The 16342-nt window shown below is 63.5% G+C and carries 14 protein-coding genes; 1 reads left to right on the top strand and 13 read right to left on the bottom strand.

The window, feature by feature from the left end:
* Positions 1-341 precede the first annotated feature (341 nt).
* The 4 genes from recG to BM235_RS17190 form a co-directional block, all read right to left on the bottom strand.
* The gene (gene recG / locus BM235_RS17205; RefSeq protein ID WP_090115430.1) at positions 342-2411 is read right to left on the bottom strand and encodes an ATP-dependent DNA helicase RecG; all 2070 of its coding nucleotides are present in this window, start codon (positions 2409-2411) and stop codon (positions 342-344) included.
* A gap of 42 nt (positions 2412-2453) precedes the next feature.
* Entirely contained in the window at positions 2454-3326 is an 873-nt protein-coding gene (locus tag BM235_RS17200; RefSeq protein ID WP_090115429.1) for a DegV family protein, read from the bottom strand.
* Between the two features lie 18 nt (positions 3327-3344).
* Complete coding sequence (locus BM235_RS17195) at positions 3345-5174, bottom strand: DAK2 domain-containing protein (RefSeq protein ID WP_090115428.1); 1830 nt, start codon at positions 5172-5174, stop codon at positions 3345-3347.
* Positions 5175-5282: 108 nt separating this feature from the next.
* Entirely contained in the window at positions 5283-5642 is a 360-nt protein-coding gene (locus tag BM235_RS17190; protein WP_090115427.1) for an Asp23/Gls24 family envelope stress response protein, read from the bottom strand.
* A 184-nt stretch (positions 5643-5826) separates the two neighbouring features.
* Here BM235_RS17190 and rpmB point away from each other — a divergent pair, with 184 nt between their 5' ends.
* Complete coding sequence (gene rpmB, locus BM235_RS17185) at positions 5827-6015, top strand: 50S ribosomal protein L28 (RefSeq protein WP_090115426.1); 189 nt, start codon at positions 5827-5829, stop codon at positions 6013-6015.
* A 281-nt stretch (positions 6016-6296) separates the two neighbouring features.
* On the opposite strand, the gene spoVM is transcribed toward rpmB, so the two are convergent.
* The 9 genes from spoVM to def all read right to left on the bottom strand — a co-directional run bounded on the left by spoVM (position 6297) and on the right by def (position 16339).
* Positions 6297-6377 carry a stage V sporulation protein SpoVM gene (gene spoVM / locus BM235_RS17180; protein WP_040711006.1) on the bottom strand — a complete coding sequence of 27 codons (81 nt, stop codon included), beginning with the start codon at positions 6375-6377 and terminating at the stop codon, positions 6297-6299.
* A gap of 156 nt (positions 6378-6533) precedes the next feature.
* Positions 6534-7181, bottom strand: a complete 648-nt coding sequence (gene rpe, locus BM235_RS17175) for a ribulose-phosphate 3-epimerase (protein WP_090115425.1) — start codon at positions 7179-7181, stop codon at positions 6534-6536.
* A 3-nt stretch (positions 7182-7184) separates the two neighbouring features.
* Complete coding sequence (gene rsgA / locus BM235_RS17170; RefSeq protein WP_090115424.1) at positions 7185-8132, bottom strand: ribosome small subunit-dependent GTPase A; 948 nt, start codon at positions 8130-8132, stop codon at positions 7185-7187.
* Between the two features lie 3 nt (positions 8133-8135).
* Positions 8136-10331, bottom strand: a complete 2196-nt coding sequence (gene pknB / locus BM235_RS17165) for a Stk1 family PASTA domain-containing Ser/Thr kinase (protein WP_090115423.1) — start codon at positions 10329-10331, stop codon at positions 8136-8138.
* A complete protein-coding gene (locus BM235_RS17160; RefSeq protein ID WP_255374438.1) occupies positions 10328-11095 on the bottom strand; it encodes a Stp1/IreP family PP2C-type Ser/Thr phosphatase in 768 nt (255 codons plus the stop codon). The genes pknB and BM235_RS17160 overlap by 4 nt, the downstream gene beginning before the upstream one ends.
* A 5-nt stretch (positions 11096-11100) precedes the next feature.
* Positions 11101-12186 (bottom strand): dual-specificity RNA methyltransferase RlmN, encoded by a 1086-nt coding sequence (gene rlmN / locus BM235_RS17155; protein ID WP_255374426.1) that lies wholly within the window; start codon positions 12184-12186, stop codon positions 11101-11103.
* Between the two features lie 163 nt (positions 12187-12349).
* Complete coding sequence (rsmB, locus tag BM235_RS17150) at positions 12350-13942, bottom strand: 16S rRNA (cytosine(967)-C(5))-methyltransferase RsmB (protein ID WP_090115421.1); 1593 nt, start codon at positions 13940-13942, stop codon at positions 12350-12352.
* Positions 13943-14884: 942 nt separating this feature from the next.
* Positions 14885-15844, bottom strand: a complete 960-nt coding sequence (gene fmt, locus BM235_RS17145; protein ID WP_090115420.1) for a methionyl-tRNA formyltransferase — start codon at positions 15842-15844, stop codon at positions 14885-14887.
* Between the two features lie 3 nt (positions 15845-15847).
* Entirely contained in the window at positions 15848-16339 is a 492-nt protein-coding gene (def, locus tag BM235_RS17140; RefSeq protein ID WP_090115467.1) for a peptide deformylase, read from the bottom strand.
* Between the last annotated feature and the right edge of the window lie 3 nt (positions 16340-16342).

The raw sequence follows: 16342 nt of genomic DNA, 5'->3' as shown, positions 1-16342 counted from the left end.
GTACGGCTTGTTCCGATCCGTAAACGCTTGGAGCATGCTTGTCCCTTTCGCCACATCCACTCCGACAACCGGTCTCATGTCATCTCCTCCTACAATCGTAGCCGGCATTCCCACGATGGTTCCAATCCCACAGCTTCGCTTGTGATGCGAGGTCCAAATGCCTCAACCAGCTCAAACATGGTCATTGGGGGTAGTGGGAGAACAGTTTTTGCGACGGGGTAAAACTCCCCAAAAACGCCCTCGTTCTCCCGGCTACCGCCATCTTAAACCGGCCATGTAAAAAGGCCAACCAGAAATTCTGGCTGACCTGATAATACGAAAATCGCCCCGCAAAGACGAGCCTAATCCAACGGCTCGCTGTAATCCGGCGCCTCGCGCCGCAAGTATTCGCGTAGTCCCGCGTAAGCCTGCGCCGTCCAAAACGCCGGCTCCGCCGTGAGCGCGGCCGCGTCGTCGCGCGCCTGCTCGAGCGTCTCGAAGTCGTTCATCAGGTTCGCGAGCCTGAACTCCGGCACCCCGCTCTGCTTCGTCCCGAAAAACTCGCCGGGCCCCCGCAGCTCGAGATCGCGCCGCGCGATCTCGAATCCGTCGTCCGTATCGGTCATCGCCTGCATCCGCTCGAGCCCGTTCTCGGACTTCGGATCGGCGATGAGGACGCAGTACGACTGATGGTCGCTTCGCCCGACCCGGCCCCGCAGCTGATGCAGCTGCGAAAGTCCGAAGCGGTCCGCGTCCATGACGATCATGAGCGTGGCGTTCGGCACGTCGACGCCGACCTCGACGACCGTCGTCGAGACGAGCACCGTCGACTCGCCCGCCGCGAACCGTCCCATCGCCTCGTCCTTCTCCGCCGACGTCATCCGCCCGTGCAGCAGCCCGATCTCGAGCTCGGGCATCGCCTGCCGCAGCTGCATGTGCAGGTCGATCGCGTTTTGCACGTCCAGCTTTTCCGATTCTTCGATGAGCGGGCAGATGAAAAACGTCTGCCGCCCGAGCTCCGCCTCCCGGCGAATGAAGCCGAGCACGCGGTCCATCTTGTCGTGCTTGACCCAGTACGTCAGGATCGGCTTGCGCCCCTTGGGCCGCTCTCCGATCGTCGACACGTCCATATCGCCGAACACCGTGATGGCGAGCGTGCGCGGGATCGGGGTCGCCGTCATCATGAGCACGTCGGGATTCAGCCCTTTGCGCCGCAGGATGCTGCGCTGGTTGACGCCGAAGCGGTGCTGCTCGTCCGTCACCACGAGCCCGAGCCGCCGGAAAAAGACGTCCTCCTGGATGAGCGCATGCGTGCCGATCACGATGTCGATGAGCCCCATCTGCAGCGAAGCCAAAAGGTCCCGACGCTCCCGGGCCCCGCGGCTCCCGGTGAGCAGCGCGACTTGAATGCCATAGGGCTCGAACAGTTTTCCCAACGACTTGGCATGCTGCTCCGCCAAAATCTCCGTCGGCACCATAAGCGCGCCCTGGCAGCCGTCCTTGACCGTCGCGTACAGCGCCATCGCGGCCACGACCGTCTTGCCGGATCCGACGTCGCCCTGCAGCAGCCGGTTCATCGCATACGGCCGCTTCATATCGCGCGTGATCTCGTTGACGACGTTCTTTTGCGCCTCGGTCAACTCGAAAGGCAAATTCGCCGCGAACGCGCGAATATCGTCGCTGCTGATCTTGTGCGCGATGCCGTCGGGCGCCTTGCGGTTCATCGCGCGGTAGGCTTGCAGCCGCAGCTCGAACAGAAACAGCTCCTCGTACACCATGCGCCGCCGGGCTTCCTGGCCCTCGTGCGTATTTTCCGGCCGGTGGATCCGATGAATCGCCTCCCGCCGGGGCATGAGGCCGTGCCTATCCAGCAGCTCCGGCGGCAGCAGCTCCGGGATCATCGCCCCGTAATGCGCCAGCGCCAGTTCGATGCGCTGCCTTATCCAGACCTGCGTCAGGCTGCCCCCGATCGAATAAACGGGTTGCAGCGTCCCCGTGCGGCCGGCGCCTTTGTCCGGGAACTCCGACTCCGACACCGTGAGCTGACGTCGCCGCTGATCCCATTTTCCCGTCAGGACGATATCCCGCCCGACCTCCATCTGATCCTTCAGGAACGCGCGGTTGAACCAGACGGCCGTCAGCAGCAATCCCTCCACCGTCACCCGGCAGAGCAGACGCGACTTGCCTCCGAACCGCTGCAGCGACGGCGGCGTCTCGATTCTCCCTTGCACGGTGATCTTCTCCCCGTCCTTCACCTCGTGGAGCGGCCGCAGCCGATAGTCCTCGTAGCGGAACGGATAATATTCGATCAGCTCGCCGACCGTAGAAACACCCAAGGCGTGAAGCTCCCCCGCCTTGGGGGCGCTCACGCCTTTGATCTTCGTGACCGGTATGGCGAACAGATCCGTCTCTTCTGCCGATCGATCGGCCATCCTCATCAACTCCGAATCGCGCCGCCGTCCGGGCGATCGTCCTTAGACGATATGGCCCGAGCCGGCGGGGAATACAAACAAGCCTGCGGTGCCGGGACCGGCATGCGTGCCGATCACCGATCCGATCTCCGAGCGGTGGAACCCCGCGACGTTGAATCGTGTCCGAAGCACCGCGACGAGATCGTCCGCGGCCTCCACGTCGCCCGGCGTATCGACGACCGCGAGATCGATCGCCGCGCCCGGCCCGAAGTCGGACTCCAGCAGCTCGACGATCCGCGCGACGGCGCGCTTCTGTCCCCTGACCTTGTCGATCGGGAAAATAACGCCGTCGTCGCCTATGGTCAAGATCGGCTTAATGTTAAGCAGCGTGCCGAAAATCGCGGCCGCCTTGCCGATCCGGCCGCCCTTTTGCAAATACTCGAGCGTATTCACGAGGAAATACAGCTTCATCTCCTTGCGCAGCCGCAGTACCTCCGCGGCGACCTCCTCCCGGGACGCGCCCCGCGCCGCCATCTCGGCGGCGGATACGACCAGCGCGCCGTATCCGTAAGAGGCCGACCTCGAGTCGATGACGGTGACCTTGCTGTCGTCGTCCAGCATCGACCTCGCGATCGTGGCCGACTGATAGGTGCCGCTCATCGCCGAGGAAAGGTGGACCGACACGACCGCGTTGCCCTCGGCGAGCAGCCGCTCGTACACCTCGAGAAACTGGGCCGGCGAGGGCTGCGAGGTCGTAGGCAGCGCGCTTGAACCTTTCAGCTTTTCGTAAAATTGGGCGGGCGAAAGCGTCACGTTGTCCAGGTAGCTCTCTTCGCCGAAGACGACGCGCAGCGGCACCATCTCGATGCCCAGCCGCTCCCGCGTCGCCAGCGGGATGTCCGACGTGCTGTCCGTTACCAAAACAACCTTGCTCATCCTAGCCACCTCCCGCGTCTAATCCGACTTTTCCACCATGATCAGGTACGGATACAAATGCTGTCCGCCCTCGTGGCGCTCCACTTCCGCATCGGGATAAGCTTCGGCGAGCCAGGCCGCGAGTCCGGCGGTGTCGCTTTCCTCCGCGCCTTCGCCGGACAGCAGCATCACCGTCTCGTCGCCGCTTGCGAGCATCCGCTCCAGCAGGCCTTGGGCCGCAGCCATGACCGTCGTCTCCGAAGAGACGATCTGTTTGTCCAAAATGCCGATGTACTCGCCGCCGCGAATGTCGATGCCGTCCATGACGGTATCCCGAACGGCGCGGGTGATAGAGCCGGTCAGCACGCGGTCGATCGCCCGCAGCATGCGGTCCTCGTTGACGGACGCCGGCTGCTCCTCTTGGAAGGCGAGCATCGCGGCCAGTCCTTGCGGAATGCTGCGCGTCGGCACGACCGTCACCGGACGGTCCGCCAACTCCTGCGCCTGCTTCGCGGCCATCAGGATGTTGGAATTGTTCGGCAGGACGAAAATGTGGTCCGCCGCGAGCGACGAGATCGCCTGCACCAGATCCTCCGTGCTCGGGTTCATGCTCTGTCCGCCCGAGATGATCGCGTCCACGCCGAGACTGCGGAACAACTCGTCGTTGCCTGCGCCAACGCTGACCGCGACGACGCCGTAGTCGGCCATCTCGAACGCGACCGGATGCGCCGGCTCGACCGCTTGCGAAGCCGCTTCGGCAGCTCTCAGCTCGGGCATGTCCGGAATGCCCGAGGCCGCTTCGAGCCCCATCGGATCGGACGTCTCGCCCGCGGGCTCCGCGCCCGAAGCCGGATGCAGCAGCTCGCGATGCTGGTCGCGCATGTTCAGGATATGAAAATTCGTCAGCTCGCCGTATGCGACCGCCGCGTTCAGCACATCGCCGGGGCGGCGGGAATGCACGTGAACTTTGACGATATCGCCGTCCGCGATCAAAATGATCGAATCCCCGTCCCGCTCGAGCGCCTTGCGGAAGGACGTCTCGGAAAACGCGGTGCGTCCTTGCAGACGAATGAAAAACTCCATGTCGTACGGAAACTGGATCGACTCGGTCGCGATCCTCGACTGGGCCGACGCATGCGCCGCGGCTGCTGCCGTCACATGCGCGGACGCGGGCGAGGACGAGGCGGAAGCGACCGGCGCGTATGTCGTCCAGCCGCTCGCGTACGGAGCCGAAGCGGCGCCTCGCATCTCCGCGTTCATTAAATAGTGCACGAAGCCTTCATAGATGCACACGAGCCCCTGTCCGCCCGAATCGACGACGCCCACCTGCTTGAGCACCGGCAGCATATCCGGCGTGCGGGCCAGCGTCTCGGCCGCCTTGTCGTGCACCTCGCCCATCCATTCGGCGATATCCTCGGTGCGCCGCGCGATCGACTCGCCGTGCTTGGCCGCTTCCCGGGCGACAGTCAGAATCGTGCCCTCGACGGGCTTGACCACCGCTTTGTAAGCGGTATCAACTCCTTGCCTTAAGGCGGCTGCGAACAACGGCACGGTGATCTCCCGCTGGCCGGCGACCGCGCGGGCGAACCCGCGGAACAGCTGCGACAAAATTACGCCCGAGTTGCCGCGCGCGCCCATCAGAAGTCCCTTCGACAGCACTTCCGCAGCGCGGCCGATGTCGGGCGAAGGTTTATTTTTCAATTCGGCCACGCCGGCCGTCATCGTTAAGTTCATGTTGGTACCCGTATCGCCGTCCGGGACGGGAAATACGTTCAGCGCGTTAATCAGCTCCGCCTGCTGCGAGAGCCGCTCCGCGCCGGCCAGCACCATGGCCGTCCAGTCGCTTCCGTTTAAAAGCCTCGTAGTCAATGAAAATTCCCCTTTTCGAAGGCGCGACGCCGGCCTCTCCGGCAGGAGAGCCCGGCAAGCCAAGGTGAGATCGGATAATCGCGCAAGTGGTTACGATCCGGTCTTCGCCTAGCGAATGACGCGCACGCCCTGAACGAAAATGTTCAGACGGTCCACGGCAATCCCGACGACTTCCTCCAGCACGTACTTTACTTTGGATTGGATATTGTGGGCGACCTCCGAGATCTTCGTGCCGTAGCTCACGATCACGTACAGATCCAGATGGAGCTCTTCCCCTTCGCGGCGCACTTCGACGCCCCGCGCGAGATTCTCGCGGCCGAGCAGCTCGGCGATCCCGTCCTTCAATTGCTTTCTGGAGGCCATACCGACAAGGCCGTAGCAGTCGAGCGCCGCCGAACCCGCGATGACGGCGATGACCTGATCGGCCACGTCGATTTTGCCGTTTTCCGTCGATAGCTGCATAGGCATGGCCACACGCTCCTTTGGCGGTTCTCGAACGCCGTCCGCTACAGACGGCTTCATGGGTGAACCTTTTCCCATTGTACTATAAAAAAGAATCGGTTTGAAGTCAGCCGATGACATTGCAAGCCGACTAGGCCTGTGTTATGATAGGAAAAGTGTGTGCAAGGTCTGGTCAGGGAGGTGGATTTACATGGCTCGCAAATGTTATATCACGGGGAAGAAGCCGGCTTCCGGCAACAACGTTTCCCACGCCAACAATCATAACAAACGCTCTTGGGGCGTCAACGTGCAGAAGGTTCGCATTTTGGTGAACGGCAAGCCGAAGCGCGTTTACGTCAGCACTCGCGCCCTGAAGTCCGGCAAAGTCGTTCGCGTATAATTAACTGCCCGTTCGCTTCGGCGGACGACAGCCCATGGCAAAAGCACCTGGACCTCCAGGTGCTTTTTGTTTTTCCGCGCCATATCCGCATCCGCGAGATAACTCGCGTTAATGTTCCATCATGAAGCGTCCCGCGGCGCGGCATTCGCCCGGGCCGTCCGGCCGCAGCCGGCGCTGGGCGCCGCGAGGCATCCCGGATCGCCCGCTCATGGCGGGGCTGCCCGTTCCGGGGACGGGTACACGAGCCTTGCAAGGCCGCGGGATCCATCACCCGGGAGGCATCAGCTTTTCTGAAACGTATTCAGGATCGCTTTGACGAATCCGCCCAAGAACTTCGGCAGCTTGATGGTGTAAAACTTCATCGTTCCCACCCCTCCTCCGGTCCGATGCGTTGCCCGCGGCCCTACGGGCCTTGCATGGGGCGGCGCAGCGCCCGAGGGCGCGCGCTGTTGATAAATGTGTATGCGCGCGCGGAGTTGTCCTATTCCTCGGGGGAAAACGAAAGGGACCGACCGAAGTCAGTCCCTAAGCGATGCGATGGCGGCTGCGCGATCCGCGTGGCCGAACACGTAATTGCCGGCGACGAGCACATCCGCGCCCGCTTCGCGCACGAGCTTCGAAGTCTCGGCGTTGATGCCTCCGTCCACTTGGATGTGAACGTCGCCCCGCCCGCGCGCGACGAGCGTCTGCCGAAGCTGATCGATCTTGGACAGCATGCCGTGGATGAAGGACTGCCCGCCGAAGCCCGGGTTGACCGTCATGATGAGAATGAGGTCGACGTCGTCCAGGACGTAGTCGAGCACGGACAGCGGCGTATGCGGGTTGAGCGCGACGCCCGCTCCTTTCCCGAGCTCGCGAATCGCGTGCACGGTCCGGTGCAGATGCGTGCTGGCTTCGGCATGCACGGTGATCCGATCCGCGCCGGATGCCGCGACGTCCGCGAGCAGCCGATCCGGCGTCTGGACCATGAGATGCGCGTCGAAGGTCAATGCCGTATAGGAACGGATCGCCGCGACCACGGGCGGCCCGAAGGTCAGATTCGGGACGTACTGCCCGTCCATGATATCGATGTGAATCCAGTCCGCGCCGGCGGCTTCCGCGACGCGAACCTCCTCGCCGAGCCGAGCGAAATCGGCCGACAGGATCGATGGTGCGATAATGGCCATATGCTAGTACCTCCGCGCTTTTTCTTTCCATTCGTTCATAAATTCTTTGTAGTGGCGGTACCGGCTCTCCGCGATGCCTCCGGTCTCCAGCTCGGCCAGCACGGCGCAGCCGGGCTCGTGAACGTGCGTGCAGCCCCTGAACTTGCAGCCCTGCGCCAGCTCCCGGAACTCCCGGAAGCACGAGCCGATCTCGTCGATCCCGAGCTCCTGAAAATCCAGCTGGCTGAATCCCGGCGTATCCGCCACGAATCCCCCGCCCGGCAGCTCGACGAGCTCCACGTGACGCGTCGTGTGCTTGCCTCGGCCGAGCTTCTCGCTGATCTCGTTCGTTTCCATCTTCAGCCCCGGCACAAGCGCGTTAAGCAGCGAAGACTTGCCGACGCCCGATTGGCCCGCGAATACGTTGACGTGGCCGGACAGCAGGCCTTGCAGCTCTTCGAGGCCGGTGCCCTGGCGCGCGCTGACGGCGAGAACCCGGTATCCGATGCCTTCGTAAAGCGCCACCGCGTCGTCGATATCCCGCCCGATCCGTCCCGCGTCCTCGGATCGCTCGGCAGCGTCGAGCTTGGTCAGCACGATGAGCGCATCCATTCCCGCATGCTCGATATGCACGAGGAACTTGTCGAGCAGCTGCAGATTGAGCTCCGGCCGAATCACGGAAAACACGAGCACGGCCTGGTCTGCGTTGGCCACGGGCGGCCGGATCAGCGACGAGGACCTGGGCAAAATGCCGTTGACCGCGCCCTCTCCGTTTTCCGTCTCTTCGTATACGACCTTATCCCCGACGAGCGGAGACTCGCCCCGTTTTTTGAAAATGCCGCGTGCCCTGCATTGAAGCGTCATATCGCGCTCGTCGTCCCGCACGTAATAATAACCGCTGAGCGCCTTGACGATGATGCCATGACGCTCCGCCGCACTCGTTCGCGCCGCGCCGTTGCCGCTGTTTTTCATCGGCTAGCCTCGCCCTTTTTCTTTTCCGTTTCCTTTGTCATCGCCTTTTCCCTTCCCTGGGCCTACGGCTGCGGTATCGTTGCTCGCAGCGCCGCCCTGGTCGTCCGTATTTTCATTTCCCGGGTCTATCTCGGTCGTCGCGTCTTCGGCAGGAGACTCGGTCGGCGGCGGCGTAATCTCGTCGGACGGCGTCGGTGTCGGCGTAGGATCCGGCGTCTGTTCTACGTCCGCGTACGGCACCCGGATTCGGTCCAGGAACTGATCGTCGCGGTAAACCGTAATCTGGCCTTCCTTGTCCGGCGACACGACGAGGTTGATCGGGAACGTCTGCGTCGTCTTGATCTTCTTCGTGCCCCACTCGCTATCGCCTCGGGCGTCGGTCAGCAAAATCTTGACCGTGCTCGTCTGGCCTTCGACCGCGGGCGACACCGTTACGTTCCAAGTTTTCTCCTTGGCGTCCGCCGGATATCCGCTGCTGATCCAGATCGTGACTTCCGTTCCCGGCGTCACCAGCTCGTTCTGCTCCGCGGGGAACTGCTTGAACACCTTGCCTTTGGTCGTGTAGCTCGGCTCCTGCAGCACCTTGTCGTTCGGCAGCGCCAGATTGCTCTTGGTCAGCTCCGCCCGCGCCTCGGACAGCGACATGCCGATCAGATTCGGCATCGGGAACGATTCGGGGCCCTTGCTGACGTTCAGCGTGATCGTATCCTTTTCCGGATCGTACGTGCCGCCGGGAGCCGGCGACTGACTGAGCACCGTGCCCGCGGGCACCTCGTCGTCGAATTTTTCGACTTTATCCACGTTCTTCGCCCCTTGCGCCTGCAGCGCCTCGACGGCGTCGTCGTACAGTTTGCCCGTATAATCGTCGAGCTTCGGCAATTCCTTGCCCAGACTCACCGTCAAGGTGATGAGCGACCCGCTCTTGACCGGCATGTCTTGTTTGCTCTGCCTAATGACGAGATCCTTGTCTACCGTCTCGCTCTGCTCGTAGAGGACCGGATCCGCGACCTTAAGACCTGCTTTTTCCAGCTCCGCAGTCGCGACCTCGAGCGTCTCGTTCACGACCGTCGGCACCTGTACGTCCGGGGACACCAGCTGTCCCTTCAAAGCGAAGATGGCCCAGATGAGGATAGCGATCAAAATGGCGGCGATGACGCCGAATACGGTAGGCAGCACCCACTTTTTGCGCTTGCGCTTTTCCGGGTCGCCTTCGCGTGTCTGCCCTTCCTCAGGCAGCCCGTTTCTTCTGGAGCCTTTGCCGGCCAGCGTCTCGTCCGCGGAAGAGCGCATTTCCGGACGGATCGCCGGAATGACGCGCGTCTGCTCTTCTTCGTCCGCGTCGCTCGGGAAGCGTACCTTCGGCTCGTTCAACCGCTGAGGCTGCAGGCAGGTCGCCAGATCGTCGAGCATATCCTGCGCCGAGGCATACCGTTCGAGCGGGTTTTTGCGCATCGCGCGCAAAATGACGTTTTCCACGCTCTGCGGGATCGACGGATTGACGAGACGCGGGTCCTCGAACGGCTCCTGCAGATGCTTCAGCGCCACGCTGATCGGACTCTCCCCGAGGAAAGGAAGCCGGCCCGTAAGCATCTGGTACAGCACGATGCCAAGCGAATAAATGTCCGATTTCTCGCCGGTGGCCACGCCTTTGGCATGCTCCGGGGAAAAATAATGAACCGAGCCGACAACCGAGCCTGTCTGCGTGATCGTCGACGACGTGGCGGCGCGCGCGATGCCGAAGTCCGTCACCTTCACCCGGCCGTTCGTGCCGATCAGGATGTTGTGCGGCTTGATGTCGCGGTGAATGATCTGGCTGTGATGCGCGTGGTCTAGCGCGTCGCAAATTTGCGACGCGATGCGAACGGCCTCGTTTACCGGCAGCGGCGCCCGTTCGCGGATAATTTCGTTCAGGTTCGCGCCGTCGATATATTCCATGACGATATAATGAGTGTCTTCTTCCTGGCCCACGTCGTAGATGCTGACGATATTCTGGTGAGAAAGCGCGGCCGCCGACTGGGCTTCGCGCCGGAAGCGGCGCACGAACTCGTCGTCGTGCATGAACTGCTGCCGGAGCACCTTGACCGCGACGAAGCGGTTCAGCAATATGTCGCGGGACTTGTATACGAGCGCCATGCCCCCGCCGCCCACGCGGCTGAGCAGCTCGTACCTGCCGCCCAACAAATGTCCGATCGCAGTCATGACGTTCCTCCATCCCGCGTCCCGGTCCCCGCCTCGTATTCGATCAGGGCGACCGTCACGTTGTCGTCGCCGCCGGCGGTGAGCGCCAGCGCGATGAGACGGTCGGCGCGTTGATCCAGGGTGACGCCTTCGGTATTCATCGTATCGAGTATGAGTGCCTTGTCTACCAGAGCGCTTAGGCCGTCGCTGCAAATCAAAAGACGATCGCCCGGCAGCATGTCGATCCGCTGCAGGTCGACCGACACGTCCGCATCGGTGCCGAGCGCGCGCGTAAGTACGTTGCGCCGGGGGTGGTTCGCGGCCTCCTCCCGGCTGAGCTGCCCCGAACGGGCCAGCTCGTTGACGAGCGTATGGTCGTCGGTCAGCTGCTCGATGGCGCCGCCTCTGATCCGATAGGCGCGGCTGTCGCCGATATGGCCGATCAGCCCCTCCCGCTCGTCAAGAAGGGCAACGACGACCGTCGTGCCCATGTTATGATATTGGGGATGCGTCGAAGCGGCTTCGAACACGGCGGCGTTCGCCGCGAGCACGATCGCCTTGAGCTTTTCCTCCGCCTCGAAAGCCGAGATGACGCCCTCCCATGCGGACAGCGACTTCGACAGGCTGTCGACCGCCAGCGTGCTGGCGACGTCGCCAGCGTTGTGTCCTCCCATGCCGTCGGCCACCGCGGCGGCCGTCAGGCCGCCCGGCGTCGTGCCGACCCAAGCCCGGTCTTCGTTCAGTTGCCTGACTCGTCCGATATGACTTCGCACAGCCGTCTTCAACCCCGTCACCTCGCCTGCTTCTCCATGTGCTTCGCCCGCAGCTGGCCGCATGCCGCCGCGATATCGTGCCCCTGCTCCCTGCGGATGGTCGCATTGATGTTCCTGCGCTCAAGGATGCGGTGAAATTCGAAAATATCGTCGCGTGGCGTACGGACGTAATCCCGTTCGGGCACATAGTTGACGGGAATCAGGTTCACATGGCACAACATGCCCTGCAGCACCTCGGCCAGTTGCTCCGCATGCTCGGGACGGTCGTTGACGCTGCCGATGAGCGCATATTCGAACGTGATGCGGCGACCCGTTTTCTCGATATAGTACTTGCAGGCGTTCATTACTTCCTCGAACGGGTACCGTCTGTTAACCGGCATGAGCTTCGAGCGCAGCTCGTCGTTCGGCGCGTGGATCGAGATCGCCAGGTTGATCTGCGTATTCTCGTCCGCGAACTTCAAAATGTTCGGCACGATGCCGCTCGTCGATACGGTGATATGGCGCTGCCCGATGTTGAGCCCCTTGGGGTGGGTCATCGTCCGCAGGAACGTCATCGTCGGCTCGTAGTTCTCGAACGGCTCGCCCGAGCCCATGATGACGATGCTCGATACGCGCTCGCCTTCCGGGTCCAGCAGCTGCTGCGCCTTGACGACCTGCGCGGTGATCTCGCCGGCCGTCAGATTGCGCTTCAGGCCGCCCAGCGTCGAGGCGCAGAACGTGCAGCCGATCCGGCAGCCGACCTGCGTCGTCACGCAGACGCTGTTGCCGTAGTTGTGCCGCATGATGACCGTCTCGATCGCATGGTTGTCGGCCAGGCCGAACAGGAACTTGACCGTCCCGTCCTTCGATTGAAGCTTCGTGATCTCGGTCAGCGTGACGAAGTTGAAGGCGCCCTCGAGCTTCTCGCGAAGCGCCTTCGGCAGGTTCGTCATCTCCTCGAACGTGCTCACCCGCTTCACGTACAGCCAGTCGTAAATCTGGCCGGCGCGGAAAACGGGCTCACCCGCGGACTTCACCCAGTCCTGGAGCTGATCCAGCGTATAGTCGTAAATGAAAGGCTTCCCGTCGGCGGGAACGTAATCTTTATTTTTTAATCCAATCAAGGATAGTCACCACCATTCGCTCTATTTTACCATAAACGCCGCCTTCGCAGTAGAAGGCGGCCGATCGTGCTTAAAGGGAGACTTTGCCGGCGGCTCGGCGCAAACGCGATCGCGAGCCGATGCTGCGTGGCTGCTCCCTTCCTATTGTAAAGGGCGCCGACCGTTAATGCGCCCGGGCGAGCCGCGCAATGAAAAATCCGTCGCTGCCGAAGTGCTGCGGCAGCAGCTGCGCCATGCCGGCGAAGCCATCGTCCACGACGCCGGCGTCGCGAAGCGGCGCGAGCGTCTCTTCGGGCCAGGCCGGATCGAGCCGGAAGTCCGGATGGGCGTTCAGAAAATCGCGCACCGCCTCTTCGTTTTCCTCCGGCGCGATCGTGCACGTGCTGTAGACGAGCCGGCCGCCCGGCTTCACCATGCGCGAGGCCGACGCGAGCAGCCTGCGCTGCAGCGACGCGAGGCTCGCGATATCGTCCGCCGACTTGTTCCACTTAATTTCCGGCTTGCGCCGGATGACGCCGAGTCCTGAGCACGGCGCGTCGAGGAGCACGACGTCCATCGAACCCGGCACGAGACGCTCGGACAGCGAGAGCGCGTCCGAAACCGTCGTAACGACATTCGGCAAGCCGAGCCTGTCCGCCTGCTCCCGGATGAGCGCTTCCTTGTGCGGATGCACGTCGTTCGCGGTCACCCGGCCTTGGCCGGCCATCCGCTCGGCCATATGGGCGGCCTTGCCGCCGGGCGCGGCGCAGCAGTCCAGCACGTTCATGCCGGGCCGCGGATCGCAGACGGCGGCCACGAGCATCGAGCTCTCGTCCTGCACCGACAGGCGGCCGGACGCATACCACGGCGTCTGCGCCAGGCTGCCGGCGCGCGCCGCCACGATGCCGTCGGGCGACAGCTTCGACGGCTCGGCGTATACGCCCGCGCCTGTGAGCTCCGCGAGCAGCGCGTCGCGCGTACCGCGCAGCCGGTTCGCGCGCACGGACATGTGCGGCGGCTCGTTGCCCGCCGCCATGAGCGCCTCGGCGCCGGCTTCGCCGTAGGCGGCGACCCATCGCTCCGCCAGCCACAGCGGATAGCTGTGGACGAGCGAGAGCCGCTCGGCCGCGGGCAGCTCCGCCGGCAGAGGCGGGGCCACGCCTTCGCGCAGCAGGGCGCGCAGCGTGCCGTTCACGAGGCCGGCGATGCCGCCGTGGCCGCGTTTCTTGGCGATGCGCACGGCTTCGTCGGTGACGGCGTGCGCCGGCACCCGGTCAAGCCAGCGCAGCTGGTAATAGCTGAGGCGAAGCAGGCAGCGGACCCACGGCTCGACCTTGTTCGGCCAGCCCTTGACGCGGGCCGCCAGCACGTGATCGATCGTGAACCGGCGCTGGATCGTGCCGTAGACGAGTTCGGTCGCCAGCGCCGCGTCCGGGCGGGACAGGCCGGCATCGGTGAGCACGCGGTTCAGCTCCAGGCCGCTGAAAGCACCTTGCTCTTCGACGCGCAGCAGCACGCGCAGCGCGACCTCGCGCGCCGTCTGCGGCTTGCGCGGCGCGGACGGCTTCGAGGGTTGCGCTGCCGAAGGCGGGCGTTGGCCCGGCCGCTGGCCGGAACGTTGATCGGGACGCTGCGCGTGCGCGGGGCGTTGGGAAGACGTCGGCCGTTGGGCGGATTTGGGTTGTTGGGCAGACGACCGTTGCGCGGGCTCGGACCTTTGCGCCGATACTGGCCGTTGATCGGGTCGTTGCGCAGACGTTTGGCCAGCACTTGGCATCGGGCGTTGGCCGCGATTCTGCGTGGATGCCTGGCTGGCACTTGGTACCGGCCGTTGGCCGCGATTCTGCGCGGATGCCTGGCCGGTACCGGGCGCCGGTCGTTGGCCGCGGTTCTGATTTGAGGCAGCTTGGCCCGCACTGTGACCGGGTCGCCCCTGAGCAGCCGCTCCCTGCGAACGGGCTTTACCGCCGCGGTAGGACGATCCCTCACTCTCTCCCCGCACGCCCGACGGTCTGCCGCCCGAACGTGCCGGTTTGCCGTTTTCCCGGCTTGAGGCCGTCGACTTTTGGGATCGATCCGGATTTATAGGTTGACTCATTATAACACCTCTTTGATCTGCTCCCCTACGGAAGCGCAAACGAGCCGACGACGCGCATTTCTGCCTATTTCTAGCATGCCCGCTCGCGCCGCTCTCATTTCATGCATTCAAATATAGCACAAAGTGCGCAAAGGTTCATATGAATAACCACATTATTGCATTTATGTGACGGTATGAGAAAACAACGCCTATCGGGGAGCGGGCGGAAATGGCGGGAGCCGCGCGGAGAAACTGTATGTTAACTCGATAAGGGAGACAGCGAATAAGCAGTTTGCTACGTGAGGCGGAAAGTCGCCGCACGCAGGCCGATTTGTTTCTAACTGAGACCTCCGCGGCAAGGCGGGCATCCGATCAGGCCAATTTGTTTCTAATCGAGACTTCTGCAGCTAGGGCAGCCAGCACGCAGGCCGATTTGTTTCTAACTAAGACCTCCGCGGAAAGGCGGGCATCCAGTCAGGCCAATTTGTTTCTAACCGGGACTATTGCAGCTAGGGCGGGCAACCACTGAAACCGATTTGTTTTCAATCAAGACTTCTCGACCGCCGAAAGTCAGCGATCCTTCCATGACGGGACTTTTATCCGACCGCGCGACTGCCCAAACCATAAAAAAACGACGCCCGGTTAACCGAGCGTCGTTCCCGGAGCCAGCCTGGCCCCTCTGGCGTAGTCCGCGGCGGACAGCCGCTTCTTGCCCGCCGGCTGCACCTCCGTCAGCACGACGCTGCCGTCCCCGGAGCGTACGCGGATGCCGAAGGCCCCGCTGTCCAGCACCGTGCCGGGCGCCGCCGCCTGCCATTCGGCCTTCAGCTTCGCGTCCGCTTCCCCAGGCACGGCGATGCCCCATACCTTGAACACCTCGCCGCCGAGCATCGTGAACGCGCCCGCCATCGGGGACAAGCCCCGCACGCGGTCGAACAGCTGACGCGACGTAGCGCCGAAGTCGAGCCGCTCGTCGTCCCGCGTCAGGTTCGGCGCGTAGGTCGACAGCGAATCGTCCTGCTGCTCGCGCGGCGCGTCGCCCGCGATCAGCCGCGGCAGCCACTCGCCGAGCAGCTCCGCTCCCGCGACGCTCAGCTTGTCGAACAGCGTGCCCGACGTATCGTCGTCGGCGATCGGCAGCTCGACGCGGGCGATCATATCGCCCGTGTCGAGGCCCTCGGCCATGAACATCAGCGTTACGCCGGTCGTCTTTTCCCCGTCGATGACCGAGCGCTGGATCGGCGCCCCGCCGCGGTAGCGCGGCAGCAGCGAGCCATGCACGTTCACGCAGCCAAGGCGCGGGATATCGAGCAGCGACTTGGGCAGGATCTGCCCGTACGCCGCCGTCACGATCAGGTCCGGCGCCAGCTCGCGCACCGCCTCGACCGCTTCCGGCGCGCGCATGCGCTCCGGCTGGAGCACCGGCAGTCCGTGCTCAAGCGCGAACGCCTTGACCGGCGGCGGCGTCAGCTCGCGCTTGCGCCCCTTCGGCCGGTCGGGCTGGGAGACGGCCGCGACCACTTGAACATCCTCGCGCTCGAGCAGGAGGCGCAGGGAAGGCACGGCGAAGTCGGGCGTTCCCATGAATACGATTCGGGTCATGCCTTACGCCTCGCCCTCTTCTGCCGGCTCAGGCGCGCGGCGCTCGTAGATCGATTCGGCGAGGTCGATGAACAAGACGCCGTTCAGATGGTCGATCTCGTGCAGAAACGCTCTTGCGAGCAGCTCCGTGCCTTCGAATTCCACCGGCTTTCCGTTGCGGTCCTGCCCCTTGACCTTTACTTTAAGCGGGCGGCGCACGTCGCCTTGGAGCCCAGGGATGCTGAGGCATCCCTCCGGTCCGAACTGCTCGCCCTCGGAGGAGACGACCTCCGGATTGACCAGCTCGATCAGGCCATGCTCCTCGTCCGCATCGACCACGATCACGCGCTTGGAGACGCCGACCTGCGGCGCCGCCAGGCCGACCCCGTCGGCATCGTACATCGTGTCCGCCATATCGTCGAGCAGCTTGTGCAGATTGGCGTTGAACTTCGTTACTTCCTGCGCTCTCTCGCGCAGCACGTCATCAGGATGCTTCACGATCAACCGAATCGCCAATGC

This window comes from Cohnella sp. OV330 (assembly GCF_900112065.1).
In the GTDB taxonomy this organism is placed as follows: domain Bacteria; phylum Bacillota; class Bacilli; order Paenibacillales; family Paenibacillaceae; genus Cohnella.
This window is presented reverse-complemented; position numbering and strand designations above follow the sequence as displayed.

Bases quoted from the DNA above. Each gene is read 5' to 3' on its own strand.
- recG (WP_090115430.1), bottom strand. From the start codon at position 2,411: ATGGCCGATCGATCGGCAGAAGAGACGGATCTGTTCGCCATACCGGTC.
- BM235_RS17200 (WP_090115429.1), bottom strand. From the start codon at position 3,326: ATGAGCAAGGTTGTTTTGGTAACGGACAGCACGTCGGACATCCCGCTG.
- BM235_RS17190 (WP_090115427.1), bottom strand. From the start codon at position 5,642: ATGCCTATGCAGCTATCGACGGAAAACGGCAAAATCGACGTGGCCGAT.
- rpmB (WP_090115426.1), top strand. From the start codon at position 5,827: ATGGCTCGCAAATGTTATATCACGGGGAAGAAGCCGGCTTCCGGCAAC.
- spoVM (WP_040711006.1), bottom strand. From the start codon at position 6,377: ATGAAGTTTTACACCATCAAGCTGCCGAAGTTCTTGGGCGGATTCGTC.
- rpe (WP_090115425.1), bottom strand. From the start codon at position 7,181: ATGGCCATTATCGCACCATCGATCCTGTCGGCCGATTTCGCTCGGCTC.
- rsgA (WP_090115424.1), bottom strand. From the start codon at position 8,132: ATGAAAAACAGCGGCAACGGCGCGGCGCGAACGAGTGCGGCGGAGCGT.
- pknB (WP_090115423.1), bottom strand. From the start codon at position 10,331: ATGACTGCGATCGGACATTTGTTGGGCGGCAGGTACGAGCTGCTCAGC.
- rsmB (WP_090115421.1), bottom strand. From the start codon at position 13,942: ATGCCAAGTGCTGGCCAAACGTCTGCGCAACGACCCGATCAACGGCCA.
- fmt (WP_090115420.1), bottom strand. From the start codon at position 15,844: ATGACCCGAATCGTATTCATGGGAACGCCCGACTTCGCCGTGCCTTCC.